This is a genomic window from Streptomyces shenzhenensis, assembly GCF_021462265.1.
Lineage (GTDB): Bacteria > Actinomycetota > Actinomycetes > Streptomycetales > Streptomycetaceae > Streptomyces > Streptomyces shenzhenensis.
Window position 1 is genome coordinate 488,223 of record NZ_JAJONF010000001.1, and the last position, 24,959, is coordinate 513,181.

The 24,959-nt window shown below is 72.8% G+C and carries 24 protein-coding genes; 14 read left to right on the forward strand and 10 right to left on the reverse strand.

All coding sequences use genetic code 11. The annotated features are described in order from the left end of the window. Nucleotides 1-57: 57 nt before the first annotated feature. The 4 genes from LQ326_RS02310 to LQ326_RS02325 all read left to right on the forward strand — a co-directional run bounded on the left by LQ326_RS02310 (nucleotide 58) and on the right by LQ326_RS02325 (nucleotide 4,094). Entirely contained in the window at nucleotides 58-1,482 is a 1,425-nt protein-coding gene (locus LQ326_RS02310; protein ID WP_234531812.1) for a C39 family peptidase, read from the forward strand. Nucleotides 1,483-1,581: 99 nt separating this feature from the next. Then, the gene (locus tag LQ326_RS02315) at nucleotides 1,582-1,722 is read left to right on the forward strand and encodes an SCO1431 family membrane protein (protein WP_181803818.1); all 141 of its coding nucleotides are present in this window, start codon (nucleotides 1,582-1,584) and stop codon (nucleotides 1,720-1,722) included. A 65-nt stretch (nucleotides 1,723-1,787) separates the two neighbouring features. Further along, a complete protein-coding gene (locus LQ326_RS02320; protein ID WP_234531814.1) occupies nucleotides 1,788-2,447 on the forward strand; it encodes a TetR/AcrR family transcriptional regulator in 660 nt (219 codons plus the stop codon). A gap of 474 nt (nucleotides 2,448-2,921) precedes the next feature. Then, on the forward strand, nucleotides 2,922-4,094 hold the full coding sequence (locus tag LQ326_RS02325; protein WP_234531816.1) for an acyl-CoA dehydrogenase family protein: 1,173 nt from the start codon (nucleotides 2,922-2,924) through the stop codon (nucleotides 4,092-4,094). 589 nt (nucleotides 4,095-4,683) lie between these two features. On the opposite strand, the gene LQ326_RS02330 is transcribed toward LQ326_RS02325, so the two are convergent. Further along, entirely contained in the window at nucleotides 4,684-5,142 is a 459-nt protein-coding gene (locus LQ326_RS02330) for a hypothetical protein (protein ID WP_234531818.1), read from the reverse strand. Nucleotides 5,143-5,409: 267 nt separating this feature from the next. Here LQ326_RS02330 and LQ326_RS02335 point away from each other — a divergent pair, with 267 nt between their 5' ends. The 4 genes from LQ326_RS02335 to fxsA all read left to right on the forward strand — a co-directional run bounded on the left by LQ326_RS02335 (nucleotide 5,410) and on the right by fxsA (nucleotide 9,679). After that, nucleotides 5,410-5,850: an Lrp/AsnC family transcriptional regulator gene (locus LQ326_RS02335; RefSeq protein WP_234531820.1), complete on the forward strand. Its 441-nt coding sequence runs from the start codon at nucleotides 5,410-5,412 to the stop codon at nucleotides 5,848-5,850. Between the two features lie 161 nt (nucleotides 5,851-6,011). Further along, complete coding sequence (locus LQ326_RS02340; RefSeq protein WP_234531822.1) at nucleotides 6,012-7,616, forward strand: amidohydrolase; 1,605 nt, start codon at nucleotides 6,012-6,014, stop codon at nucleotides 7,614-7,616. Nucleotides 7,617-8,242: 626 nt separating this feature from the next. Continuing rightward, nucleotides 8,243-9,037, forward strand: a complete 795-nt coding sequence (locus LQ326_RS02345) for a polyprenol monophosphomannose synthase (RefSeq protein WP_234531824.1) — start codon at nucleotides 8,243-8,245, stop codon at nucleotides 9,035-9,037. Nucleotides 9,038-9,115: 78 nt separating this feature from the next. After that, nucleotides 9,116-9,679, forward strand: coding sequence for an FxsA family membrane protein (gene fxsA, locus LQ326_RS02350; RefSeq protein ID WP_234531826.1), 564 nt, complete (start codon nucleotides 9,116-9,118; stop codon nucleotides 9,677-9,679). Between the two features lie 82 nt (nucleotides 9,680-9,761). On the opposite strand, the gene LQ326_RS02355 is transcribed toward fxsA, so the two are convergent. The 4 genes from LQ326_RS02355 to yczE form a co-directional block, all read right to left on the reverse strand. Next, the gene (locus tag LQ326_RS02355) at nucleotides 9,762-10,136 is read right to left on the reverse strand and encodes an RNA polymerase-binding protein RbpA (protein ID WP_003977404.1); all 375 of its coding nucleotides are present in this window, start codon (nucleotides 10,134-10,136) and stop codon (nucleotides 9,762-9,764) included. 255 nt (nucleotides 10,137-10,391) lie between these two features. Further along, a complete protein-coding gene (locus LQ326_RS02360; RefSeq protein ID WP_234531828.1) occupies nucleotides 10,392-11,741 on the reverse strand; it encodes an MFS transporter in 1,350 nt (449 codons plus the stop codon). A 39-nt stretch (nucleotides 11,742-11,780) separates the two neighbouring features. Beyond that, on the reverse strand, nucleotides 11,781-12,548 hold the full coding sequence (locus LQ326_RS02365; RefSeq protein ID WP_234531829.1) for a glycerophosphodiester phosphodiesterase family protein: 768 nt from the start codon (nucleotides 12,546-12,548) through the stop codon (nucleotides 11,781-11,783). Next, complete coding sequence (gene yczE / locus LQ326_RS02370; RefSeq protein ID WP_234531830.1) at nucleotides 12,545-13,198, reverse strand: membrane protein YczE; 654 nt, start codon at nucleotides 13,196-13,198, stop codon at nucleotides 12,545-12,547. The genes LQ326_RS02365 and yczE overlap by 4 nt, the downstream gene beginning before the upstream one ends. A gap of 101 nt (nucleotides 13,199-13,299) precedes the next feature. Between yczE and LQ326_RS02375 the strand changes: the two genes are divergently transcribed. Next, nucleotides 13,300-14,802 carry an SCO1417 family PLP biosynthesis transcription factor gene (locus LQ326_RS02375; protein WP_234531831.1) on the forward strand — a complete coding sequence of 501 codons (1,503 nt, stop codon included), beginning with the start codon at nucleotides 13,300-13,302 and terminating at the stop codon, nucleotides 14,800-14,802. 80 nt (nucleotides 14,803-14,882) lie between these two features. Here the strand turns inward: LQ326_RS02375 and LQ326_RS02380 are convergent, their stop codons facing one another. Together LQ326_RS02380 and LQ326_RS02385 are read right to left on the reverse strand one after the other, a co-directional pair. Then, the gene (locus tag LQ326_RS02380; RefSeq protein ID WP_234531832.1) at nucleotides 14,883-16,439 is read right to left on the reverse strand and encodes a P-loop NTPase family protein; all 1,557 of its coding nucleotides are present in this window, start codon (nucleotides 16,437-16,439) and stop codon (nucleotides 14,883-14,885) included. Nucleotides 16,440-16,484: 45 nt separating this feature from the next. After that, the gene (locus LQ326_RS02385; RefSeq protein WP_046731976.1) at nucleotides 16,485-16,679 is read right to left on the reverse strand and encodes a hypothetical protein; all 195 of its coding nucleotides are present in this window, start codon (nucleotides 16,677-16,679) and stop codon (nucleotides 16,485-16,487) included. A gap of 294 nt (nucleotides 16,680-16,973) precedes the next feature. Here LQ326_RS02385 and LQ326_RS02390 point away from each other — a divergent pair, with 294 nt between their 5' ends. The 5 genes from LQ326_RS02390 to LQ326_RS02410 all read left to right on the forward strand — a co-directional run bounded on the left by LQ326_RS02390 (nucleotide 16,974) and on the right by LQ326_RS02410 (nucleotide 22,504). Beyond that, complete coding sequence (locus tag LQ326_RS02390) at nucleotides 16,974-17,366, forward strand: ankyrin repeat domain-containing protein (protein ID WP_234531833.1); 393 nt, start codon at nucleotides 16,974-16,976, stop codon at nucleotides 17,364-17,366. A gap of 301 nt (nucleotides 17,367-17,667) precedes the next feature. Beyond that, nucleotides 17,668-19,086, forward strand: a complete 1,419-nt coding sequence (locus LQ326_RS02395; RefSeq protein WP_234531834.1) for a HEAT repeat domain-containing protein — start codon at nucleotides 17,668-17,670, stop codon at nucleotides 19,084-19,086. Between the two features lie 237 nt (nucleotides 19,087-19,323). Continuing rightward, entirely contained in the window at nucleotides 19,324-20,454 is a 1,131-nt protein-coding gene (locus LQ326_RS02400) for a glycosyltransferase family 4 protein (RefSeq protein WP_234531835.1), read from the forward strand. Beyond that, complete coding sequence (locus tag LQ326_RS02405) at nucleotides 20,451-21,656, forward strand: glycosyltransferase (protein ID WP_234531836.1); 1,206 nt, start codon at nucleotides 20,451-20,453, stop codon at nucleotides 21,654-21,656. Before LQ326_RS02400 ends, LQ326_RS02405 begins: the two co-directional genes overlap by 4 nt. Next, nucleotides 21,653-22,504 (forward strand): SGNH/GDSL hydrolase family protein, encoded by an 852-nt coding sequence (locus tag LQ326_RS02410; protein WP_234531838.1) that lies wholly within the window; start codon nucleotides 21,653-21,655, stop codon nucleotides 22,502-22,504. The genes LQ326_RS02405 and LQ326_RS02410 overlap by 4 nt, the downstream gene beginning before the upstream one ends. Before the next feature lie 94 nt (nucleotides 22,505-22,598). Here LQ326_RS02410 and LQ326_RS02415 read toward each other — a convergent pair whose 3' ends face one another. The 3 genes from LQ326_RS02415 to LQ326_RS02425 form a co-directional block, all read right to left on the reverse strand. Continuing rightward, nucleotides 22,599-23,468: a 5-oxoprolinase subunit C family protein gene (locus LQ326_RS02415; protein ID WP_234531839.1), complete on the reverse strand. Its 870-nt coding sequence runs from the start codon at nucleotides 23,466-23,468 to the stop codon at nucleotides 22,599-22,601. Beyond that, a complete protein-coding gene (locus LQ326_RS02420; RefSeq protein ID WP_234531928.1) occupies nucleotides 23,465-24,082 on the reverse strand; it encodes a 5-oxoprolinase subunit B family protein in 618 nt (205 codons plus the stop codon). Before LQ326_RS02420 ends, LQ326_RS02415 begins: the two co-directional genes overlap by 4 nt. A gap of 107 nt (nucleotides 24,083-24,189) precedes the next feature. After that, the gene (locus LQ326_RS02425; RefSeq protein ID WP_234531840.1) at nucleotides 24,190-24,948 is read right to left on the reverse strand and encodes a LamB/YcsF family protein; all 759 of its coding nucleotides are present in this window, start codon (nucleotides 24,946-24,948) and stop codon (nucleotides 24,190-24,192) included. Between the last annotated feature and the right edge of the window lie 11 nt (nucleotides 24,949-24,959).

Here is a 24,959-nt window from a genome sequence, read left to right on the forward strand (position 1 = left end):
GGCGGCAGCCCTTGCTCCGGATCAGCCGTGACGCGCACACCTGGGGGTCCTCCACCCATGAGCAGAGCCGAACAGCCGTCCCGCCGAACCCTTCTGGCAGCCGCCGCCTCCGTCGCGGCCGCGGCCGTGGCCCAGAACGTGGTCCCCGCGGTGCCGGCGGTCGCCGCCCCGGAGACCGACACCGACGAGACCGCCCGAACCGAGACCCGCCGGGCCGGGAACGGCCGTACCGGCCACGGCCGGGACGGAACCCGGCCGATCGACTACCGTTCCTGGACGACCTGCAGCGACTGGCGGAGCGGCACCGCCAAGGGCGCCAGGGCCGTCGCCGGAGACCGGCCCGGCGTGGTGATCGGCACCCCGGCCGGCACCACCTCCTACACCGACCCCCACACCGGTACCACCGCCGACTGGGAGTACGCCACCTGGACCGGCCCGGTGCACCGGCTCGCCGTCCCCGCCACCGAGACCGTCGCCTCCTGGAACGCGGACACCCCGGCCGGCACCTGGATCCAGGTCGAGTTGCACGGCACCTACTCCGACGGCACCGACACCCCGTGGTACGTGATGGGCCGCTGGGCCGCCGGCGACCAGGACATCAAGCGGACCTCGGTGGACGGCCAGACCGACGGCAAGAGCACCATCTGGACCGACACCTTCGCCATCGACGACGCCACCACGGGCCTGCGCCTCACCTCCTACCAGCTGCGCCTGACCCTGTACCGCAGGCCGGGCACCAGGCTCACCCCGACCGTCTGGCGGCTCGGCGCCATGGGCTCCGACATCCCGGACCGCTTCACCGTCCCCGCCTCCACCCCGGGCCTGGCCCAGGAACTCAAGGTCCCGCGCTACTCCCAGGAGATCCACAAGGGGCAGTACCCCGAGTACGACAACGGCGGCGAGGCATGGTGCAGCCCCACCTCCTCGCAGATGGTCGTCGAGTACTGGGGCGGCCGGCTCACCGCCGCGCAGCTGGCCTGGGTCGACCCGTCCTACACCGACCCGCAGGTCTGCTACGCGGCCCGCTACACCTACGACTACCAATACGCAGGGTGCGGCAACTGGCCGTTCAACGCCGCCTACGCGTCGACGTACCGGAACCTCCAGGGCGTGATCACGCGACTGGCCTCGCTCACCGATCTGGAGACCCTGATCGCGGCCGGTATTCCGGTCATCACGTCACAGTCGTTCCTGGCGAGCGAGCTGACCGGGGCCGGTTACGGCACCTCCGGGCACCTGATGGCCGTGATCGGCTTCACCGCGGACGGCGATGTGATCGCCAACGACCCGGCCTCGGCCGACGACGACGCGGTCCGGCGGGTCTACCTGCGGCGGGAGTTCGAGAACATCTGGCTGCGGACCAAGCGGTACAACGCGAGCGGCAAGGTCGTCTCCGGCAGCGGTGGTGTCTGCTACCTGTACTTCCCGGCCTGCCCTGCCCCGGCCCAGCGCAAGGCGCTCGCGGCGGTCGGCGTGCGCTGACCGGGCAGCGGGACGGCGGCCCCCGGGAGGCCCGGGGGCCGCTCTCCTGTGACCAAGCTCTCCGTCGCAAAAGCCGCAAGCAATGGCATCGTGGGCGTCATGACCACGCACTCCGCCACCGCCGCCCGGGCCCGTACCGGCGGGCCCGAGGACGACGGCCCGAAGGTTCTGGAACATGTGATGGGCTGGACTCTCGTCGTGGTCATCGCCATGTTGGTGACCCAACTCGGTCTGCTGTGACCTGGCCCACGACCTGACCTGACATACTGCGGATGTCCCGCAGCCCGTCGAGACCGGGGTCGAAATTGAATATTAGTCAACAGCGTGCCGCCGCCCGGCCCCGGGCGCGCGGCACCGAGCGTTCCGTGGCTCGGCGTGCTGAACTCATCGCCATCGGACGGAAGTTGTTCGCCGACACCTCGTACGACGCGCTCTCGATGGACGACATCGCGAGGCAGGCGCATGTCGCCAAAGGGCTGATCTACTACTACTTCCAGTCCAAACGCGGCTACTACCTGGCGATCATCCAGGACTCCGTCGCCGACCTGGTCACCTTCGCCGCGAGCGGCCTGGAGCTGCCCCAGGTGGACCGCGTCCACCGGACCATCGACAGCTATCTGCGCTACGCCGAGCACCACCAGGCCGCGTACCGCACGATCGTCAGCGGCGGCGTCGGCTTCGACACCGAGGTCCATGCCATCCGGGACGGCGTGCGCGAGGCGATCATCGCGACCATGGCCGAGGGCGCCTACGGCCGCACCGACATCTCCCCGCTCGCCAGGACGGGCCTGCTCGCCTGGCTGTGCAGCGTGGAGGGCGCCACCCTCGACTGGATCGACCGGCCCGGGCTCTCCCGCGAGACCCTGTGCGAGCTGCTGGTCAAGACGCTCGGCGGCACCCTGCGCGCCATCGAGGAACTGGACCCGGCCTACCGCGCCCCGGCCCCGGCCCGCCGGGACGCCTGACGCGGATGGGGCGGAGGGCTCGTGGTTCCCCCGCCCCAAGCGCCCGTGCGGCGGGCTGGCCGGCGGCCTTGATCGGCTCGCCGTCGGTGGTGCCGCCGCTCAGCTCCCTGAAGTAGGTGCCGCCCGGCCCTGCCGGGTCACGGTGTGCTCCCGCTGGGCGATGGGGGGCGCGGCACACGGGCTGATGGGCGTGAGCGCGGTGAAGCGTTGGTCGTCAACCTAGGAGGACTAGACCAGTCTGGTCAATGGTTCGGACCAATTTGGCGGGTTTTGAATGTTGTTCTTGAATTCCTGAAGTAAGCGGTCGTTAACTGGTGACGGAAGGTCCCCGATCGGGCATACTCACTGCGCAGCCGCAGGTCAGCAGCTTCCGAGACCCGGAACACCGGCCGCGGCCGCACCCGCACGACGGCGGAGGCGCCCCTATCCCGCGGGCCGTCGCCGCCGCTGCCCGACAGGGAGGAGAGCGACGCCATGTCCGACCGCGACCCGCAGCCGGTGGAGCGTCAACTGCCCACGGACGAGGCGAGGGACCTGCTCGCGCTGGTCCGTGAGATCGCGCACCGTGAGATCGCGCCGAAGGCGGCCGAGGAGGAGGACGCCGGGCGCTTCCCGCGCGAGGTCTTCACCCTGCTCTCGGAATCAGGCCTGCTCGGCCTGGTTTACGACTCCGAGTACGGCGGCGGTGACCAGCCCTACGAGGTCTACCTCCAGGTCCTGGAGGAGTTGGCCGCGGCCCGTCTGACCGTCGGCCTCGGCGTGAGTGTGCACACCCTCGCGAGCTACGCGCTCGCCGCCTACGGCACCAAGCAGCAGCAGGTCGAGCACCTGCCCGCGATGCTCGGCGGCGGCCTGCTCGGCGCCTACTGCCTCTCCGAGCCGGCCTCGGGCTCCGACGCCGCCTCCCTGCGCACGAAGGCGGTCCGGGAGGGCGACGACTGGGTGATCAACGGCACCAAGGCCTGGATCACGCACGGCGGCATCGCCGACTTCTACACGGTGATGGCCCGCACCGGCGCCGAGGGCTCGCACGGGATCACCGCCTTCCTGGTCCCTGGTGACGCCGAGGGGCTGAGCGGCGCGGTCCCCGAGAAGAAGATGGGCATGAAGGGCTCGCCCACGGCCCAGGTCCACTTCGACGACGTGCGCGTCCCCGACGAGCGGCGCCTGGGCGAGGAGGGCCAGGGCTTCGCCATCGCCCTGGCCGCTCTCGACTCCGGGCGGCTCGGCATCGCGGCCTGCGCGATCGGCCTGGCCCAGGCGGCCCTGGACGAGGCGGTCGGCTACGCCACCGGGCGACGGCAGTTCGGGCACCCCATCTCCGACTTCCAGGGCCTGCGCTTCATGATCGCCGACATGGCCACCCGGATCGAGGCCGGCCGGGCCCTCTACCTGGCGGCGGCCCGGCTGCGCGACGCGGGCCGCCCGTTCGCCAAGCAGGCCGCCATGGCCAAGCTCTACTGCACCGACACCGCGATGAAGGTGACCACCGACGCCGTCCAGATACTCGGCGGGTACGGCTACACCGCGGACTTCCCGGTGGAGCGCTACATGCGCGAGGCCAAGGTCCTGCAGATCGTGGAGGGTACCAACCAGATCCAGCGGATGGTCATCGCCCGTCATGTGGCGGGGCCGGAAAGCCGCTGAGGTCGCTGAACTGCCCGCGTGCGACCGTCGGGGCCGCCAGCCTGACCCACTCCGGGTCGTGGCGGCCCGGCAGGGCACGGCCCCGGTCCGCCCAGGTCCGCAGCAGATCGCGGTAGATGGGCGGATCCTGCGGCGGGGGTGACGGAAGCGATGCCGCGGGCGGTGGGACGAAGATCCGGCGCTGACGGCCGAGGGCGGTGTAGGTGGTCGTCATACCTGGCCAACGCCGGGGCGGCCGCCCCGGTCACCGATCCACCGAATCGCGCGTGAGTTCACGGACGTCCGGTCCCGGATCCGGCCTCCACCCGCTTGCCGGCGGACCGTCGTCCGCCCCGGGGAGCGCGGACGTACGGCAGCGGGCCCTGAAGGGCCTCGGCAAGGCCCGCACCCCTTCTTCCGGGACGCGAGCCCGACCGGCCGCACGTCGCGAGACCTGGCTCCTGCACCCGGTACGCCGCCCTGCGGCAGATAGCGTCACGCTGCGCGTGGCCTACCGGCAGGCGGCCCCGCGGTCCGGACACGCTGATCCCGCACCACGGCGGGCTGCGCGCCATGGTGCCGGACGGCTACGGGGATGCGGTGCGGTGACTCAGGCGGCCTGACGGCTGACGAGTGCGCCGCCGGGGCGCATCGCCGGTACCCGCATCGGGCGCGAACTCGGGCCACCGACGTGCGAGAAGGGCTGCGTCCGCCAGTCCAGACCCTGCGGGAGGGCGAGCAGGAGGGCGGTGTCCTGCTCCAGCGGCTCGACCGACTCGTCCGCGGACGGGGCGTCGGCCGCCGCGCGGCCCGTACCGCCACAGACCGTGAGGCCGAACGGGTTCCACGGCGAGGCGCACAGCGCGTGCTCCGGCAGGAACTCCTCGTCCGCCAGCAGCGCGATGGACTGCGCGCAGTCCGGGCAGATCACCCGGAACATCTCGAAGGTGTCATAGGCGTCCAGCTCATCGGCCTCGTAGAGGTCGGATTCGACGCCCTCCGGCTCAGGCTCGACCACCAACTGCGGGCGCTTGGGCACGGTACGACCAGGGCGCTTAAGACTCTGCATGGGTAACTCCCCCTCGGGCTGGGCCGTTACGGCACTGCGGCCTCGACCACAGCAAGCACTTCCCGTCCGGTCTCGGCGGTAATCGCGAGGACATCACGGAGCCCGTTCCAGGGCTGTGGCGTTCGTCACATGCCGAGCGCAGGTGCCCGCTGCGGTGGATTTGTCCCTCAGGCGGCTCACAGTCCGCGCTCTCCGACATCACGAACCGGCTATGACCTGGGCTGCTGAGCTACCCGAGGAGATCAGGCGCACTGTAGTTTTTGCGCCATGGAGGAGCTGGACCGTCAAATCGTGCAGCTGCTCGTCAAGGACGGGCGGATGAGCTACACGGACCTGGGCAAGGCCACGGGTCTGTCCACGTCGGCCGTGCACCAGCGGGTGCGCAGGCTGGAACAGCGTGGCGTCATCCGCGGCTATGCCGCGGTCGTCGACCCGGAGGCCGTGGGGCTGCCCATGACGGCGTTCATCTCGGTGAAACCGTTCGACCCCAGCGCCCCCGACGACATCGCGGACCGCCTGGCCGACGTCCCGGAGATCGAGGCGTGCCACAGCGTGGCGGGCGACGAGAATTACATCCTCAAGGTGCGCGTGGCGACCCCGCATGAACTGGAGGAACTGCTGGCACGGCTGCGCGGCCTGGCGGGCGTGTCGACGCGGACGACGGTGGTGCTGTCGACGCCGTACGAGGCGAGACCGCCGAAGATCTGAGGCCGCCGGGCTTTCGGCCGTTCGTCGCCCGCGGGTGGTGCACTGTTGCCGGTCGCGCCCGCGCGGCGGAGCCGTGTATGAACACCGCCCCGCGCCCTGAGGGGCGCGTTCGGGACGCCCCGTGTCCAGAGCCGCCGGCGGCAGGGGCGAGACTGTTCCCCATGAGTGAGCGCGCCCCCGAGCCCCAGACCGTCCTCCTTCGCCGCGGCGAGGTGCACAGTCCCGCCGATCCGTTCGCGACCGCGATGGTCGTGGAGCGCGGCCAGGTCGCCTGGGTCGGTTCTGAGGGCGCCGCCGACGCCTTCGCGGACGGTGTCGACGAGGTCGTCGACCTGGACGGGGCACTGGTCACCCCGGCCTTCACGGACGCCCACGTCCACACCACGTCCACCGGCCTCGCACTGACCGGCCTCGACCTGTCCGGCGCCGGTTCCCTGGAGGCGGCCCTGGCACTGGTACGGGACTTCGCCGCCGCCCGCCCGGACGACCGGGTCCTGCTCGGGCACGGCTGGGACGCCGCCCGCTGGTCCGGGGGCCGCCCGCCGACCCGCGCCGAGCTGGACGCGGCCACCGGCGGACGTCCGCTCTACCTCTCCCGTATCGATGTCCACTCGGCGGCCGTCACCACGGCCCTGCTGGACCTGGTCCCGGGCGCCGTCCCGGGCCCGGACGCCCCGCTCACCGGCGACGCCCACCACGCCGTACGCGCCGCCGCGTTCGCGGCCGTGACGCCCGCCCAGCGTGCCGAGGCCCAGCGCACCGCCCTCGCGCACGCGGCCGGCCTCGGTATCGGCACCGTGCACGAGTGCGGCGGGCCGAAGATCTCCTCCGAGGACGACTTCACCGGGCTGCTGCGGCTGGCCGCCCAGGTGCCCGGACCCCGGGTCGTCGGCTACTGGGCCGAGGAGAACGCCGAGAAGGCGCGCGAGCTGGGCGCGCTCGGTGCCGCAGGTGACCTGTTCGTCGACGGCGCCCTCGGTTCCCACACGGCCTGTCTGCACGAGCCGTACGCCGACGCCGGCCACACCGGCGCCGCCTACCTGGACGCGGACGCCGTCGCCGCCCATGTCGTCGCCTGCGCCGAGGCCGGTCTGCAGGCCGGATTCCACGCCATCGGCGACGCCGCCGTGACCGCCGTCGTGGCAGGCGCGCGCGCCGCCGCCGAGAAGGTCGGCCCGGACCGTGTCCGAGCCGCCCGGCACCGCGTCGAGCACGCCGAGATGCTCACGCCCGAGCACATCGCCGCCTTCGCCGAACTCGGCCTGATCGCCTCTGTACAGCCCGCCTTCGACGCGCTCTGGGGCGGCGAGGACGGCATGTACGCCCAGCGGCTCGGCACCGAGCGGGCCCGCACCCTCAATCCGTTCGCCGCCCTCCTCAGGGCCGGGGTCCCGCTCGCCTTCGGCTCCGACAGCCCGGTCACCCCGCTCGATCCCTGGGGAACCGTGCGGGCCGCCGCCTTCCACCACACGCCCGAGCACCGGATCTCGGTCCGCGCCGCCTTCACCGCGCACACGCGTGGCGGCTGGCGGGCGATCGGCCGGGACGACGCGGGCGTGCTGGTCCCGGGCGCGCCCGCCGACTACGCGGTCTGGCGCACCGACGAACTGGTGGTGCAGGCGCCGGACGACCGGGTCGCCCGCTGGTCCACCGATCCGCGCTCCGGCACCCCCGGCCTGCCCGACCTGACCCCGGGCCGCGAACTGCCGGTCTGCCTGCGCACCGTGGTGGGCGGCCGGACCGTGTTCGTACGACCGGGCGAGTGACCCGCGCATTCGTACGGCCGGGCGAGTGATCTCCCGGGGTGGCGCGGCCGTGATCGACGGCCGCCGCCCCGTCGCGCGACCTGCGCATCCTCCGCTCTGACCAGGGGTTTGAGGTCGTTTGCCCAGGTCAAACGACTGTTGACAGCCAATGGCAGCGGGCCGGTAGGTTCGGCCAAGTCCACCACCGGACGCCCGACCGGGGAACAGTTCGCGCACTCGTCGCAGCGCCGCTGGGTCAGGGACGGTGTGCCGCACCGGGGCACCGTCACTGGGAGCCAGGCTCAGCGCCCGCGCCGACGAGGGGACGTTCCGGCCGGTCGGGAGGTGTGACCCGGGTGGGGCCCGGACGCTCAGTAGACAACGGCTTTCGGTCGACCCGCAGCCAGCGGGTCCCAGGTCGGCCCGAAGGGCGCCGGGCCCCCATCCGCAGGAGAGGAGCGGCTCCGCAGGGGAACAAAGGGGCGCCCCGGGGGAACACGATGACGAAAGCGCGGATGGCAGGTGCCCGAAACGGGCATCCTTACCCCGTTCTTGCGCAATCGACACCACCATACGAACGAGCTGTCACGTCGGTGCAGGCCGTGGCCACTATGGTGGTCCCCTGCGTACGACATGAAGGGGCAGCAGTGAACGACGGCGACGGGACCCTCGCGGCACAGGCCCAGGGGAGGCGGTTCGGCCCGCTCGGCACGGCTTTGGTGATCATTCCCACGTACAACGAGTCGGAGAACATCAAGTCCATCGTCGGCCGGGTGCGCCAGGCCGTCCCCGAGGCGCACGTGCTGGTGGCGGACGACAACAGCCCCGACGGCACGGGCAAGCTCGCCGACGAACTGGCCGCCGCGGACGACCAGGTCCACGTGCTGCACCGCAAGGGCAAGGAAGGCCTCGGCGCCGCCTACCTCGCCGGCTTCCGCTGGGGCATGGACAACGGCTACGGCGTGCTCGTCGAGATGGACGCCGACGGCTCCCACCAGCCGGAGGAGCTGCCCCGGCTGCTGACCGCGCTGAAGGGCGCCGACCTGGTGCTCGGCTCCCGCTGGGTGCCCGGCGGCCGGGTGGTCAACTGGCCGAAGTCCCGTGAGTTCATCTCCCGCGGCGGCTCCCTGTACTCCCGGCTCGCGCTCGATCTGCCGCTCAGGGACATCACCGGCGGCTACCGTGCCTTCCGCCGCGAGACCCTGGAGGGCCTGGGCCTCGACGAGGTCGCCTCGCAGGGCTACTGCTTCCAGGTGGACCTGGCCCGTCGCGCGGTCAAGGCCGGCTTCCAGGTCGTCGAGGTGCCCATCACCTTCGTCGAGCGCGAGTTCGGCGATTCCAAGATGAGCCGCGACATCCTGGTCGAGGCGCTGTGGCGGGTCACCTCCTGGGGCGTCAGCGAGCGGGTGAGCAGGGTGACCGGCAAGGGCAAGCCGTCCTAGCCGACGCCTCGGAACCGCACAGTCACGGTTGATCATCCACTTATGCCGCGCTGAGCCGGGCCCAGGCACACTGGGGGCATGACGACTGGCGCGCAGACTCCTTCGTACACCACCCGGCCCCGGCGGTCCCGGCTCGGCAGATACCTGCCGCTGGGTCTCGCGGCGTGGCTGGTGCTGGAGATCTGGCTGCTGACGCTGGTCGCGGGAGCGGCGGGCGGCATGACCGTGTTCCTGCTGCTGGTGGCGGGCTTCGTCGCCGGCTCCGTGGTCGTCAAGCGCGCCGGCCGGCGCGCCTTCCGGAGTCTCAACGAGGCGATCCAGCGCGGCGGCTCCCCGGAGCGCGGCGGTGGCAACGGCCTGATGATGCTGGGCGGCCTGCTCCTCATGATCCCCGGTCTGGTCTCCGACGTCCTCGGCCTGCTGCTCCTGCTGCCGCCGGTCCAGAAGGCGGTCTCCCGCCTCGTGGAGCGCACCGTCGACCGCAGACTCCGCGCCGCCGCCCCCGGCACCCTGGGCAACGCCTTCCAGCAGGCCCGCATGCACCGCCCGGACGGAAAGGTCGTCCAGGGTGAGGTGATCCGCCACGACGGCCCCGAGCCGGGGGACGAGCCGTCGGGAGAACGGCCGCCGTTGACACGGTGACGCACGCCGAAAACCGAGGGCGCCGTACGTTCTGTGAACGTACGGCGCCCTCGGTTGTTATCTCGGCTTCCGTTACACGGAGCTATGCGGACTTGCGGCTGTCCCGGGGGTGAACCGCGATGTTCATCGCCCCGGAACGCAGAACCGCCAGACGCTCCTCAAGGACCTCTTCGAGCTCCTCACGGGTGCGCCGCTCCATCAGCATGTCCCAGTGGGTACGCGCGGGCTTGGCCTTCTTCTCTTCAGGGCCGTCGCCGTCCACGAGGAGTGCCTGGGCCCCGCAGACCTTGCACTCCCACTCCGGCGGGATCTCCGCCTCGACCGAGAAGGGCATCTCGAAACGATGTCCCTTCTCGCATGCGTACTCCACGGCCTGGCGCGGGGCCAGGTCGATACCGCGGTCCGTCTCGTAGCTGGTCACCACGAGGCGCGTACCGCGAAGAGCTCGCTCACTCATGAATCGTGCCTCCCGGGCTTGTCGCCCACAGGACAGGTGTCGCTGTCGTCGTCATCCGGTCAACGTCCGGTCGGCGGTAAAGATTCCCGTTCCGGGTCATGCGTCGCCGTCGTAGCCGCCCCTTGTTGTACCCACCGGCGCCCGGTTTGTCACATCTACTAACAGATGTCACCCAGCGTTTCGGCTTCTTTGACGCGCAGTAACGGTACGCCTGGCAGGCCAAACGCGTACACTACCGCCCTTCCGCGTTGAACGCTAAATCTTCTGCGGGACCCGGTTGCCGGCCTCGCCGATCGCCCGTCGCACCGGCACCCGCGCCAGCAGCGCGAACCCGATGACGAAGAAGACCACCAGCGAGATGATCGCCGAGCGGTAGCTCCCGCTCAGCTGGTAGGTGATCCCGAACAGCAGCGGTCCCAGCCAGCTCATCCCCCGATCGCTCATCTCGTACGCCGCGAAGTACTCGGCTTCTTTTCCGGGCGGCACGAGATGGGAGAACAGGGAGCGGGACAGGGCCTGGCTGCCGCCGAGGACGAGACCGATGGCGGCCGCCAGGACGAAGAACCACACCGGTGCCCCGGCCGGCAGGAAGTACCCGGCCGACAGCGTCACGGTCCAGGCCACCAGCGATCCCAGGATCGTGCGTTTCGCCCCGTACGTCCTGGCCAGCCGGCCCATCGTCAGGGCGCCCGCCACGGCCAGCACCTGCACCAGCAGGACGGCGCCGATGAGCGTCGACTGGCCGAGCCCGAGCTCCTCGGAGCCGTAGACCGACGCCTGGGAGATCACGGTCTGGATGCCGTCGTTGTAGATGAGGTACGCCAGCAGGAAGGAGAGCGTCAGCGGATGGCGGCGCATGTCCCGGGCGGTCGCCGCGAGTTGGCGCAGTCCCGGTGCCGTCGCCTCGGCCGCCCTGGCGCCCCGGTCGCGCAGCCGCCGCAGCGGTATGAGGGTGAAGGTGCCCCACCACAGGCCCGCCGCGGCCAGGCAGATGCGGACCGCCTCGGTCTCGGAGAGGCCGAAGGAGTCGTGCGCGGAGTAGAGGACCAGGTTGACGATCAGCACCAGCGAACCGGAGGCGTAGCCGAAGGCCCAGCCCCGGGAGGAGATGGTGTCGCGTTCCTCGGGCGGGGCGATCTGCGGCAGGTAGGAGTTGTAGAGCATCAGGGCGACGGACTGGGCGGCGTTCGCGACGACCAGCAGCAGTCCGCCGAGCAGATAGCGGTCGCCGTCCAGGAAGAACATGCCGGTCGTGGCCGCGGCTCCGGTGTACGCGGCCACGCCGAGCAGCTGCTTCTTGCGGCCCGTGCGGTCGGCCGCGCTGCCCACCAGGGGCATGAGCACGACCGCGAGGACCACCGAGAGGGAGACCGAGTAGGCGAAGAAGGAGCCTGCCCGGACCGGGATGCCGAGCGGATGCACATAGCCGCCGGCGTCCGCCGCGTGGCCGGCGACCGATGTGAGGTACGGGCCGAGGAACACGGTGAGGACGCTCGTCGAATAGACCGAGCACGCCCAGTCGTAGAAGTACCAGCCGCGCTGTTCGCGGCGCAGCCCGGCGGCCTCGTCGAAGACCCCCGTCCGCACGGTTTCGGTGTTGCCCACCCGTGCCCTCGCCTCTCCCGCAGCGGTGCAGCCCGCGCCTCAGAACCAGACGCCGCGCTTCTGCATGACCTCGCGCAACGTGTCGATGTGATCGGTCATGATGCCATCGACACCCAGGTCCAGGAGGCGGTGCATCCGCTCGGGCTCGTTGATGGTCCACACGTGGACGTGCAGCCCGCGCGCGTGGGCGGCGCGCACGAAGCGCCGGTCGACCACCGGGACCCCCGACTGGGACTCGGGCACCTGGGCGGCGACCGCCGACCGGCGCACCGCCGCGGGCAGTCCCCAGGAGCGCAGCCGCAGCCCGACCACCCCGCGGGTGCCGAACGAGGTGGCGAGGCGCGGCCCGGCCAGCCGTTGCGCCCGCAGCACCCGTGCCTCCGAGAACGACCCCACGCACACCCGGTCGTAGGAGTCCGTCCTCGCGATCAGGTCGAGCAGCGGCCGCAGGGCCGGCTCCGCCTTGGCGTCCACGTTCCAGCGGACCTCCGGGAATTCCTCGAGCAGCTCCTCGAAGAGGGGGAGCGGCTCGTGGCCCGCCACGCGCGCGTGCCGTACGTCCTCCCACGGCAGGTCGGCGATCCGCCCGGCCCCGTCGGTGACCCGGTCGAGGGTGTCGTCGTGGAAGGCGACGAGCCTGCCGTCCGCCGTGGCGTGCACATCGGTCTCGATGTACCGGTAGCCGAGTTCGACCGCGCGCCGGAACTGCGTCACGGTGTTCTCCAGGCCGTCCGCGGCTCCGCCCCGATGGGCGAAGGCGATGGGGCCGGGGTGGTCCAGGTACGGGTGGCGGGTCGGCGTGCTCACCGGCGCAGTATCGCGTGCCCGGGTGACCCCGCGGCAACGACCGTGCTGCGGCCGGATGCCGGCGGGACGGCGAACACCTTCAGGAACAGCTGGGCGAGCGGGCCGATGGACACGGCGTAGAGCAGGGTGCCGACGCCGACGGTCCCGCCGAGCACGAAGCCGGTGACGACCACCGCGACCTCGATCGCCGTCCGGATGAGCCGGATCGAACGGCCGGTACGCCGGTGCATCCCCGTCATCAGACCGTCCCGGGGACCGGGCCCGAAGCTCGCCGCGATGTACAGGCCGGTCGCCGCCCCGTTGAGCACGATGCCGGCCGCCATCAGCGGAATCCGCACGGCGAACGCGTGCGCCTGGGGGGCGACGGCGAGAGCGGCGTTCATGGCGAGGCCGATGACGAAGACGTTGGAGACCGTGCCGAGGCCCGGCCGCTGGCGCAGTGGGATCCACAGGAGCAGTACGGCCGCCCCCACGATGATCGACACCGTGCCGATGCCCAGCCCGGTGTGCTCGGCGAGCCCCTGGTGCAGCACGCCCCAGGGCTCCAGCCCCAGGCCCGCCTCGACGAGGAGCGCGGAACTCACGCCGTACAGCGTGAGCCCCGTATAGAGCTGGACCAGCCGCCGGCCGAGACGGTCTTGTGCGGGCAAGGGATACCCCCCTGGTGGTAAAGGTGGCCTGACCCGTGTCACTCTGTGGCTCGGAAGGAAAAGGCATCCATGGCCAATTCAGGGAAGGTGGACTGATTCTCATGGCCCAGTGGACCTCGGCGGTGGGGCCCGCGCAGCTCGCCCGGCTGCTCAACTCGCAGCAGGACCGTCCGGCCGGCCCCGGCACCCGCCGTCCGCCGGCCTACCGCGCCCTCGCCGACGGCATCCGGCTGCTGGTCCTGGAGGGCCGTGTCCCGGTCGCCGCCCGGCTGCCCGCCGAACGCGAACTGGCCCTCGCGCTGTCCGTCAGCCGTACGACGGTGGCGGCGGCGTACGAGGCGCTGCGCGCGGAGGGCTTCCTGGAGTCCCGCCGGGGCGCGGGAAGCTGGACCGCGGTCCCGGCGGGCAACCCGCTCCCGGCGCGTGGCCTGGAACCCCTGCCTCCCGAGGCGCTCGGCTCGGTGATCGACCTGGGCTGCGCCGCGCTGCCGGCCCCCGAGCCGTGGCTGACCCGTGCCGTCCAGGGCGCCCTGGAGGAACTCCCGCCGTACGCCCACACCCACGGCGACTATCCGGCCGGGCTCCCTGTCCTCCGCTCGATGATCGCCGAGCGTTACACGGCGCGCGGGATCCCCACCATGCCCGAGCAGATCATGGTCACGACCGGTGCGATGGGCGCGATCGACGCGATCTGCCATCTCTTCGGCGGCCGTGGCGAGCGCATCGCCGTCGAGTCGCCGTCATACGCCAACATCCTCCAGCTGATGCGGGAGGCGGGCGCCCGCCTGGTGCCGGTGGCGATGGCCGAGGGGCTGGGCGGCTGGGACCTGGACCGCTGGCGCCAGGTCCTGCGGGAGGCGGCGCCCCGGATCGCCTATGTCGTCGCCGACTTCCACAACCCCACCGGGGCGCTCGCCGACGACGACCAGCGGCGCCGGCTGGTGGACGCGGCCCGCTCGGCGGGCACGGTGCTGGTCGCCGACGAGACGATGAGCGAGCTGTGGCTGGAGGACGACGTGGAGATGCCCCGCCCGGTCTGCGGCTTCGACCCCGCGGGTTCCACCGTCATCACCGTCGGCTCGGCCAGCAAGGCGTTCTGGGCGGGCATGCGCATCGGCTGGGTACGGGCGGCTCCCGACGTGATCCGCAGTCTGGTCGCCGCGCGGGCCTACGCCGACCTGGGCACGCCGGTGCTGGAGCAGCTCGCGGTGAACTGGCTGTTCAGCACGGGGGGCTGGGCGCAGGCCGCCGACCTGCGCCGGACCCAGGCCCGCGAGAACCGGGACGCCCTGGTGACGGCGGTACGCCGGGAGCTGCCGAGCTGGGAGTTCGAGGTGCCGAAGGGCGGCCTGACGCTCTGGGTCCGCGCCGGGGGCCTGTCCGGTTCGCGGCTGGCGGAGGCGGGGGAGCGGGTGGGGGTACGCGTGCCCTCGGGGCCGCGCTTCGGGGTCGACGGGGCCTTCGAGGGCTATGTGCGCCTTCCGTTCACCGTGGCGGGAGCGGTGGCCGAGGAGGCGGCGACGCGCTTGGCCGCGGCGGCGCGGTTGGTGGAGTCGGGGGTGAGCGGGGTGAGCGCGGAGGCGCCGCGGATGTTTGTGGCGTAGCGGGGAGGTACCCCCGGGGCGCCACGCACGGGTGGGCGCGGGCGGCCACCCGGCGAGTGCCGGTGAGGCGTCCCACCCCCTCAGCTCTCGGCGACGGCAGCCTCCAAGGGCACCTCCTGCTCCACCACCTCGCTCCGCGGCGGCAGCAAGGCCAGCACCGCCTCCCGGTCCACCTCGCTCGTCGCGTCGTCGTACGGATCCGGAGTCGCCGGCACCTGAAGTCGCAGTACCGGCCCGTGCCCCAGCCGGGCATAGCCCCGCCCCGGCGGCACCTGGGCCAGCGGTGTCGTGTGCGGCGGAGCCCCCAGCGCCGCCGTCAGCTCGTCCGGCAGCGCCGGTCCCAGCACGACACGCGCGCGTGTGTGCTGCCGTACCGCCTCACTCAGCGCGTCCGCGCTGTCGAGCTGTTCGGCGATCACCACGGTGACGTTCGCCGCGCGGCCGTGCCGGAGGGGGACCTGGAGCAGGGCCTGGGGGTCCTGGTGGCCGTTCGCCGAGGCCAGGTGGACGAAGGCGCTCGGGCGGTCGAGGAGGATCCACAGGGGCCGCCTGCAGTCGTCCGGCGGCGGGTGGCCCGCCTGGCGTGCGCGGTGGAGCGCGATGAGCCGCCGCTCCGTCTCGTTCGCGGCCCACTCCAGGCTGGCCAGCGCCCCGGCGAGAGCGCACTCCACGGCGAGGACCCCGTCCCGGCCGGTGAGGCACATGTACTCGCCGGTGCCGCCGCCCTCGACGACGAGGACGTCGCCGTACTGGAGGGCCTGCAGGGCGATGGAGCGCACCAGGGTCGAGACGCCGCTGCCGGGGCGGCCCAGCACCAGCAGGTGCGGCTCGGTGGAGCGGGCGCCGGTGCGCCAGACGACCGGCGGCACGTCACGCTGCTCGTCTCCGTAGCCGAGCGGGAGCGTGCGCTGCACCTCGCTGGGGTCGGTGAACCCGAGGACGGTCTCGCCCGGCGCGGTGACGAAGCGCTGGGCGGCGATGTCGGTGGGCAGCGGGGCGAGGACGGTCACCGTGAGCCGGTTTCCCTCCTCGTCCCACGCGAAGTGGTACTCGCGGCCGCGCCCGGACTTCGCGGTGAGCAGGTGCTCGATCCGCGCGCGGGCCTCGGGCTCGCCGTCCGGGAAGTACGCGGGATAGCGGAGCAGGAGCTGGCCGAGGCGGCCCGCGTCGTCGAACTCGTGGGAGACGAAGGCCTTCTCCCATTCCCCGCCGTGCGCGTACAGCGGCGCCGGGTCCTCGGGGGCCGAGAGGTAGGGCACCAGGGCCTCGTACAGGGACTGGAGCCGCTGGGTCTGCGACTCGTCGGGGCCCGTCGTCGGGGGCGGGGTGCGGTCCCGGCCCTGCCAGGCGCTCGCCGCCATCAGGGTGATGACGGCGAGCAGCGGTCCGTACGGCACCAGCGCCACGACCAGGACGACCGAGGCGGCCAGGAACAGCAGTGGCCCACGCTTGTCCTTCGGGGTCTCCGCCCACCTGCGCCGCCCGGCCGAGGCCAGCCTGCTCAGCCCGCGGGTCACGGTGATGAGCGGGTGGAGGACGTCGGTGGCGCTGTCGGCGGCCGTCCGGGCCAGCTCCCGGCTCCGGACGAGCTGCGCGGTGCCGTTGCTCAGAATGCGGGGAAGAGAGCGCCGGGCCACTGCTGTCTCCTCATGGTGCGTGCGTGCGTGCGGGCGGGAGCGGGATCAGAACTTGATGCCGCCGAGCAGGCTCGCCAGGCTCTCGCCGCCTGCCTTGATGCTCGGTGCGATGGCCGTGCTGGCGAGATAGAAGCCGAAGAGTGCCGAGACCGTGGCGTGCGACGGCTTCAGTCCGTCTTTGCGGAAGAAGAGGAAGACGATGATGCCGAGCACGATGACGCCTGAGATGGAGAGGATCATTGAGATCTCCTGGTGTCGAAGGGGGACAGTCACCATGAGTTCTTCCAGGATCACACCAGGTATCCATACGATTAAAGGTGCAATCGGGTGAAATGGGAGGAATCTCACCCGATTGGTGGATCGTCCCGGGTGTTCGGCGTGGCTGCGGTGATCTTTACCTCGGGCAGATCCGGTCATGTTCACCCTGGGCCAGTACGCTGGCGATTCACTCGTACGGCCCCACGGTCCGCCCGTTGCCGTACGCTCCCTCAGTCCACCCAAGTCCCGCAGCGCACAGGAGAGGCGGTCCGGCCGATGAGCGAAGCCCCCGACCCCGAGGTCGTGGAGCTGGCGACCAAGATCTTCGATCTGGCCCGGCAGGGGCGGACCGAAGCGCTCGTGGCGTACCTCGACGCGGGCGTTCCGGCCAACCTCACCAACGACCGCGGCGACTCCCTCGTGATGCTCGCCGCCTATCACGGGCACGCCGACGCGGTGCGCGAGCTGCTCGCCCGGGGCGCCGAGGCGAACCGGGTCAACGACCGAGGTCAGACCCCACTCGCCGGAGCGGTCTTCAAGGGTGAGACGGAAGTGGTCGAGGTGCTGGTGGAGGCCGGCGCGGACCCGGCGGCGGGCACTCCGTCGGCCGTCGACACAGCACGGATGTTCGGCAAGGCAGAGGTTCTGGAACTGTTCGGCACCTCCTGACCCATCTGCTCTGAGCAGCTAAAACACACAAAACGGGGGAGGCGGTACAGGGCCGCCGAAATTTCGGTCGCGGCAGGTCGGAGTGCCGAGTCATCATGACGTCGTGATTCACGGACGCGATGGCTGGGCAGGTGTTGCCGCACCGCGCGGGCCGTGATGCGGCCCGCATGGGCCACTGACGAGAGGCAGAGAGAAATGGTCTACAGCAAGCAAGAGACGGCGGGCGCCCCGACGTTGTGTCACGCGGCCAGGTAGTTCGTGTTCTCCGGTTGCGTCGACGCTTGATGTGAGGCTGTTTCCCATGTTCGATCCGGTCATAGCGCCCAGCGGTACGCTGCTCGGCCTGCTTCAGCGGGGCCGCGGCGACGGCACGCTGCACGCGCTCACCGCCCCCCGCGCCGAAGCGCTCGCGGCGCTGAACCACTGTGTGCTCCGCGACCCCCGCCACGACTGGCAGGTGGAGAACCGCTCCCTTTACTACGCCCGTCTCTACCTCGACCTGCACGGCGAGCTGGACGCCATCGAGGCGCACCTCTTCGACGCCGAGGACGTCCTCGACACCGAGGAGTCCCGCACCGGCCTCGCGCTGGCCGTGCTCGGGCACCTCGCCTCCTACGGCAGGCGGGACGCGCTCGAACTGCTGCGCAGGTACGCCGCCACCGGCTCGAACTGGGCCTGGGCCCTGGACGAGCTGGCGCTGCGCGACGACGACGCGGGGCTGCGCGCCCTCGCCGGCCCGGTGCTCGCGCGCTTCACCACGGACGCCGAGGGCGAGGCCGAGCTGGCCGCCGCCGTACGGGACGCGTTCGAGCCACGACCCTGGCGGCTGTGGGCCGAGGATCCCCGCGAACCGATCGCCACGCGCGTGCGTGCCGCGCAGGAGACCGGCTGTTTCGACCGCTGGCAGCGCCAGATGAGACCTGCCGGGCCCCGTCCCGGGTGGAGCGTGCGGGCCGTCTTCGAATGGGCCCAGCAGGGCGTCGAGCGGGGCGCGGCCCTCCATGTGCCGGCCGCCCGCTGTCTGGTCGCCGTCGCCGGGCCCGAGGACCGGCCGGAGATTCTCCAGGCCGCCAAGGACGGCACCGACGGAGCCCGCTGCACCGCCCTGCGCTACCTCGCCGACAGCAACGACCCCGACGCGCTGCACCTGATCGAGGTCGCGGTGGCCGAAGGCACGGCCACCGTCATGGAGGCCGCCGTCGACGCCTTCGAACGGATGCGCAGCATCGCCGCCGTCGAGCGCGCCCGCGGCTGGGCCCGGCGGCCCGATGCCCTCGGCGCCGCCGCCGGCCGGATGCTGGCCTGCCGGGGCGGGACCAAGGACAGCGAACTGGTCCTCGCCGCGCTGCGGGAAGCCGTCCGCGGCGAAGGCCCCGACGCGCCGACCCTGTGGACCCTGGTCGACGGCACCGGACGCCTCGGCATCGTCTGTGCCGCGCCCGTCCTGCGCCACGTCTACCGCGAGACCGCCTCGTCCCACCTGCGCGGCCGCGCCGCCCGCGCGCTGGCCGCCACCGACCCCTCCTTCGCCACCGGCTTCGCCGTCGAATGCCTGTGGGACTGCGAGGAGACCACCCGCGAACTCGCCGCCCGGCATGCCGAGACCGCTGACGCCCGGGTCGTGCAGCAGCTCCGCCGGCTCGCCGCCGACCCTGCCGAGGAGGCGGAGGTGCAGACGGCCGTACGCAGCCGCATCGGACCGGACACCGCCGCCATGTGACATGTCACCGTGGCGGACCACCGCACCGCCACGGGGAACCACGGGAACCGCGGGGATCCCGTACACCTTTCCTGCGCGGACGACCGCCCGCCAGGTGAACAACCGGTGACCGGCAGGCCGGCCGGGCATGGCCGCCGGCTGGCCCGCTCGGGTGTGCGGGGCAACGCTCATGGGACGTTTAACAGCCGGAAAGATCCACTTTGGCGCGGCCACGTCCAGCGCGGCGACAACACCGGTATGCGTGTCGTCATCGTGACCGAATCCTTTCCCCCCGATGTGAACGGCGTGGCCCACTGCGCGTTCCAGACTGCCCGACACCTCGTCGATCGCGGTCACGCCCCCCTCGTCGTCGCTCCGGCCCCCGCCCCCGGCAACAGGCTCGCCGCGGCCGCCGCGCCCTGCCCTGTCGTCCACGTCCCCTCCCTTCCGCTCCCGGGCTATCCCCAGGTCCGCGTGGCTCTCCCCAGCCGCAAGCTCGCCGCCGCACTGATCGAGCACCGACCCGACGTGGTGCACCTGGCCAGCCCCTTCATCCTCGGCGTCCGCGGCATGGCCGCCGCCGCCCGGCTCGGCATCCCGGCCGTCGCCGTGTACCAGACCGACCTGGCCGGATACGCCCGGACGTACGTCGGCGCCGGCGAGGCGGCCGCCTGGCGGCGGATCCGGTCCGTCCACGGCGCGGCCGACCGCACCCTCGCCCCCTCCACCGCCTCGATCAGCGACCTGGAGGCGCACGGCGTCCCCCGGATCCAGCTGTGGCAGCGCGGAGTGGACACCGTCCGCTTCCGTCCCCAGTTCCGCGACCACGCGCTGCGCCGCGAGATCGCCCCGAACGGCGAGGTGATCGTCGGCTACGTCGGCCGTCTCGCCCCCGAGAAGCAGGTGGAACTCCTCGCCGGGGTCTGCGGTCTGGAGGGCGTGAAGGTGGTGATCGTGGGCGACGGCCCCGCTCAGGCCCACCTCACCGAGGCGCTGCCCGGCGCGGTCTTCCTCGGCCGCCGCACCGGCGACGACCTCGCCCGGATCTTCGCCTCGTTCGACGTCTTCGCCCACACCGGCCCCTTCGAGACGTTCTGCCAGACCGTCCAGGAGGCCATGGCCAGCGGTGTCCCGGTCGTCGCGCCCGCCGTCGGCGGCCCCATCGACCTGGTCGACCACGGCCGCACCGGGTTCCTCGTCCCGCCACGCGACGCCGGTGCCGTACGGGAGGCCGTGGCCTCCCTCGTCGCCGATGCCGGGATGCGGGCCGCGTTCGGCCTGGCCGCGCGGACCACGGTCGAGGGCCGCACCTGGGCCGCGGTCGGCGACCAGCTGATCGGCCACTACGAGGACGTGCTCGCGGCACGCCGGCCGGTGGTGGCGGCATGAGCGTCACCTCGTCGGGACCGCTGCGGATCGTCCGGCTGGCCAACTTCGTCGCCCCCGCCTCGGGCGGCCTGCGCACCGCGCTGCGCGAGCTCGGCAAGGGCTTCGTGGCGGCCGGGCACGACTCGGTCCTGATCGTGCCGGGCGAGCGCTACTCGGACCGGTACGAGGAGCAGGGCCGGGTCATCACGCTGCCCGGCCCGCTGCTGCCCGGCACCGGCGGTTACCGTGTCCTCGTCGACAAGAAGCGGGTCCAGAGCCTCCTGGAGCACCTCGCCCCGGACCGCCTGGAGGTCTCCGACCGCACCACCCTGCGCTGGACCGGCCGCTGGGCCCGGCGTGCCCGGGTCCCCGCCGTGATGGTCTCCCACGAGACCGCCGACGGAGTCCTGCGCACCTGGGGCATGTCCGAGAACATGTCCCGGCGCACCGCCGACGCCCTCAACATCCGCACGGCGCACTCGTACGCGCGCGTGGTGTGCACCACCGAGTTCGCCGAGCGCGAGTTCATCCGCATCGGCGCGCGCAACGTCGTACGCGCCCCGCTGGGCGTCGACCTGGTGGGCCGCCACCCCTCGCTGCGCGACCCCGACCTGCGGGCCCGGTACGCGCGCGAGGACGAGACACTGCTCGTCATGTGCTCCCGGCTGTCCGTGGAGAAACGGCCCGGCACCGCCATCGACGCCCTGGAGGCGCTGGTCCGGCGCGGCCGCCGGGTGATCCTGGTCGTCGCCGGGGACGGTCCGCTGCGGGAGCGCCTGGAGCAGCGGGTGCGGGAGCGCAGGCTGCCGGTGACCTTCCTGGGGCATGTCTCCGACCGGGACAGCCTGGGCGCGCTGCAGGCGTCCGCGGACGTCGCACTGGCCCCCGGACCCGCGGAGACCTTCGGGCTCGCCGCCCTGGAGGCCATGGCCTGCGGGACACCCGTGGTCGCCAGCGCCTCCTCCGCGCTGCCCGAGGTGATCGGATCCGCGGGGGCCACCGCGGCCGACCGTGGCGAGGCGTTCGCCGACGCCGTGGAGACGCTCCTCGAGCGGCCCGCCGCCGAACGCCGGGAAACGGCACGCGCGCGTGCGGAGTGCTTCGGGTGGGGGACAGCCGTGGAGGCGTTCCTGGCCGCGCACGACGCGCCGGTGCTGTGCCGGCGTGACGAGGACGGAACGACGGCACCGGCCCGTCGTGTCGTGCCGGAGGGCGTGGCATGAGAACCGTTCGCTTCGTGGCGCTCGGGGACTCGCTGACCGAGGGCGTGGGCGACCCCGCCGGCGACGGGTGGCGCGGCTGGGCCGCGCTGCTGGCCGGCGGGCTCGCCGTGCAGGACGTGGAGTTCACCAACCTCGCGGTCAGCGGCGCGCAGACCCGGGACGTGCTGGAACGCCAAACCCCGGTCGCGCTGGAACTGCGTCCCGACATCGTCGCCGTCGTCATCGGCGTCAACGACACCCTGCGCTGCACCTTCGACATCCACGCGGTGGCCGAACGGCTCGACAAGGTCTACGCGGCCCTGACCGCGCAGGGCGCGACCCTGCTCACGGCGTGCCTGCCCGACCCCGGTTCGATGTGGGGCCTCCCCGGTGCCCTGTCCCGCCCGCTGGCCCGCCGGGGGCGTGCGGTCAACATGGTGGTGCACGCCCTGTCCGAACGGTACGGGGCAGTCCATCTGCACGCGGCGGAGGGCGCCTGGCTCACCGACCGCGCCATGTGGAGCGCGGACCGGCTGCACCCTGGAGAGCGCGGACACCGGCAGCTCGCCGTCCGCTTCCACGCCCTGCTCGCCCCCCTGGGCATGGCGACGGGGACGGCGCCGTCCCCGTCGCCCGAGTTCCCGCCGCCGACGACGAGGGCGAGTCTCCTCTGGCTGGCCACGGCCGGCACCGCCTGGGTGATCAGGCGCTGCCGGGACCTGCTCCCGCAATTGCTGCGGCTGGCCGTCGACGAGATGCGGCACCGCCGCAGGGGCACCAGCGCCCGTCTGGACCTGAGCGCGTCCGCCGCGGTCTCCGCCGCGCTGGCCGCCCTCCAGCCCCCGGAGCGGCCCGCCGACGCCGCGTGAGGAGGCCGCCGCGTCGGCCCAGCGACGGTGTTCGACGGTTCATGCGCAGGCGCAGGCGCAGGCGCAGGCAGCTCGGCGTCGGTGTTCGGCGGGTTCAGCGTCGGCGTACGGCCACGAAGCGGACCGGGATGCCCGGGACGGCCTGGGCCGCCGCCGGGAGGTCGGCGGCGCGGACCACCGCGATCACCGGATAGCCGCCGGTGGTCGGATGGTCGGCCAGGAACACCACCGGACGGCCGTCCGGCGGGACCTGGACGGCGCCGAGGATCATGCCCTCGCTGGGGAGTTCACCGGGACTGGCCCGCTCCAGGGCGGGGCCATCCGTGCGCAGCCCGATGCGATTGCTCGCCGACGACACGCGGTACGCGCGCGAGGTGAACGCCCGGACGGCCGCCGGCGTGAACCAGTCGGCCCGCGGGCCGAGCGTCACCCGCAGCACCAGTTCCGCCGGCGGGGACGGCTGCGGCACGACGTCCGCGCGCGCGTGCGGGCCCACCGGTGTGCCGAGCGGCAGCACCGCGCCGGCCGCCAGCGGAGCGGGACCGAGCCCGGAGAGCAGATCCGTGGCCCGGCTGCCCAGCACCGGCTCCACGGCTATCCCGCCCGAGACGGCCACATAGCTCCGTACGCCGGAGCGGGCCGTTCCCACGTCCAGCAGCTCCCCGGCCGGAACCACGACGGGCGCGCCCCAGGCCGCCGGACGCCCGCCCACGGTGACCGGGCACGGCGCACCGCCGACCGCCACCACGACGGTCGAACGCGGCCGCACGGCACACCCGTTGAGCGTCGTCTCCAGAACGGCCGCGCCCGGTGCGTTGCCGACCAGCCGGTTGACCAGCGCCGCGGCGGGCGCGTCCAGCGCCCCCGAGCGCGGCACCCCCAGATGCGCGTACCCGGGCCGGCCCCGGTCCTGCACGGTGGTCAGCGCACCGGCCCGTACGACGACGAGCGCGCGGTCGGTCATACGTCCCCCACCGGCACGAACCGCACGCGGGTCCCCGGCGCCAGCAGGGCGGCCGGCACGCGCGCGTGGTCCCACAGCACCGCGTCCGTCGTCCCGATCAGCTGCCAGCCGCCCGGCGAGGACCGCGGGTACACACCGGTGTACGGCCCGGCCAGCGCCACCGCGCCCGCGGGTACCGCGGTCCGCGGAGTGGCACGGCGCGGCACGTCGTAGCGGGCCGGGAGCCCGGTGAGGTAGCCGAAGCCGGGCGCGAAGCCGCAGAAGGCGACGGTGAACTCGGTCGCCGCGTGGATCCGGGCCACCTCCCGCTCCGCCACCCGCCAGTGGGCGGCGACCTCGGCGAGATCCGGGCCGTCGTAGCGCACGGGCAGGTCGATCACGGCACGCGCGCGTGGGGGAGTGGGAGGGAGCACGGTGGCGGCCAGCTCGGTGGCCCGGCGAGCCGGGTCGTCGACGCCGTCCAGCAGGACCGTGCGGGCGGCGGGCACGATCTCGCGCACCGTCAGCGCGCCCTCCGCACGACGGCGCAGCAACTCGGCGTGCAGTGCCTGGGCCTCCGCACCGGAGCCGACCTCGACGAGCAGGGCGTCGTCGCCGACCGGGTGGATCGTCATGGGCGTGGCCGACCGGGGGCTCGTGTCCACGTTGGTGCCGGTGCCGGTGCCGGTGCCGGTGCCGGTGCCGGTGCCGGTGCCGGTGCCGGTGCCGCTCATGCTGGTGTTCATGCGAAGGCCGCCACGGTCACGCCCGCCGCCGCGAGCCGCGCACGTACTCTGCGCGCCAGCTCCACGGCGCCCGGGGTGTCGCCGTGCAGACAGAGCGAGCGGGCACGCACGGCGACGCGCGTGCCGGAGTGCGAGGTGACCGCGCCGGAGCTCGCCAGTTCCACCGAGCGCTCCACCACCGCCTCCGGGTCGCTCACCACCGCGCCCTCGCGCCCGCGCGGGACCAGCGTGCCCTCGTCGGTGTACGCGCGGTCCGCGAAGGCCTCCGTGACGGCCCGCAGCCCCGCCTTCTGCGCCAGCCCGAGCAGCCGGGAACCGGGAAGCCCCAGAACGGGCAGCGCGGCGTCCGCGAGGAGCACCCCGTCGACCACCGCGGCGGCCTGCTCCTCGTCGTGCACGACCCGGTTGTAGAGCGCGCCGTGCGGCTTCACGTAGGCCACGCGCGCGCCGGCGGCACGGGCGAAGACCTCGAGGGCGCCGATCTGGTAGGCCACCTCGGCCGCCAGCTCGGCGGGCGGCACGTCCATCGCGCGCCGCCCGAACCCCGCCAGGTCCCGGTAGGACACCTGGGCGCCGATGGTCACCCCGCGCTCGGCCGCCAGCTCGCACACCCGCCGCATGGTGGCCGCGTCCCCCGCGTGGAAGCCGCAGGCCACATTGGCGCTGGTCACGACGGAGAGCAACTGCTCGTCGTCGGTGAGCCGCCAGCGGCCGAAGCCCTCGCCGAGGTCGGCGTTCAGGTCGATCGAGGTCATGGATGCGCTGT

Bases quoted from the DNA above. Each gene is read 5' to 3' on its own strand.
- LQ326_RS02400 (WP_234531835.1), top strand. From the start codon at position 19,324: ATGCGTGTCGTCATCGTGACCGAATCCTTTCCCCCCGATGTGAACGGC.
- LQ326_RS02330 (WP_234531818.1), bottom strand. From the start codon at position 5,142: ATGCAGAGTCTTAAGCGCCCTGGTCGTACCGTGCCCAAGCGCCCGCAG.
- LQ326_RS02375 (WP_234531831.1), top strand. From the start codon at position 13,300: ATGGCCCAGTGGACCTCGGCGGTGGGGCCCGCGCAGCTCGCCCGGCTG.
- fxsA (WP_234531826.1), top strand. From the start codon at position 9,116: ATGACGACTGGCGCGCAGACTCCTTCGTACACCACCCGGCCCCGGCGG.
- LQ326_RS02425 (WP_234531840.1), bottom strand. From the start codon at position 24,948: ATGACCTCGATCGACCTGAACGCCGACCTCGGCGAGGGCTTCGGCCGC.
- LQ326_RS02385 (WP_046731976.1), bottom strand. From the start codon at position 16,679: ATGATCCTCTCCATCTCAGGCGTCATCGTGCTCGGCATCATCGTCTTC.
- LQ326_RS02310 (WP_234531812.1), top strand. From the start codon at position 58: ATGAGCAGAGCCGAACAGCCGTCCCGCCGAACCCTTCTGGCAGCCGCC.
- LQ326_RS02405 (WP_234531836.1), top strand. From the start codon at position 20,451: ATGAGCGTCACCTCGTCGGGACCGCTGCGGATCGTCCGGCTGGCCAAC.
- LQ326_RS02355 (WP_003977404.1), bottom strand. From the start codon at position 10,136: ATGAGTGAGCGAGCTCTTCGCGGTACGCGCCTCGTGGTGACCAGCTAC.
- LQ326_RS02420 (WP_234531928.1), bottom strand. From the start codon at position 24,082: ATGACGATCCACCCGGTCGGCGACGACGCCCTGCTCGTCGAGGTCGGC.
- LQ326_RS02315 (WP_181803818.1), top strand. From the start codon at position 1,582: ATGACCACGCACTCCGCCACCGCCGCCCGGGCCCGTACCGGCGGGCCC.
- LQ326_RS02325 (WP_234531816.1), top strand. From the start codon at position 2,922: ATGTCCGACCGCGACCCGCAGCCGGTGGAGCGTCAACTGCCCACGGAC.
- LQ326_RS02335 (WP_234531820.1), top strand. From the start codon at position 5,410: ATGGAGGAGCTGGACCGTCAAATCGTGCAGCTGCTCGTCAAGGACGGG.
- LQ326_RS02415 (WP_234531839.1), bottom strand. From the start codon at position 23,468: ATGACCGACCGCGCGCTCGTCGTCGTACGGGCCGGTGCGCTGACCACC.
- LQ326_RS02395 (WP_234531834.1), top strand. From the start codon at position 17,668: ATGTTCGATCCGGTCATAGCGCCCAGCGGTACGCTGCTCGGCCTGCTT.
- LQ326_RS02390 (WP_234531833.1), top strand. From the start codon at position 16,974: ATGAGCGAAGCCCCCGACCCCGAGGTCGTGGAGCTGGCGACCAAGATC.
- LQ326_RS02340 (WP_234531822.1), top strand. From the start codon at position 6,012: ATGAGTGAGCGCGCCCCCGAGCCCCAGACCGTCCTCCTTCGCCGCGGC.
- LQ326_RS02410 (WP_234531838.1), top strand. From the start codon at position 21,653: ATGAGAACCGTTCGCTTCGTGGCGCTCGGGGACTCGCTGACCGAGGGC.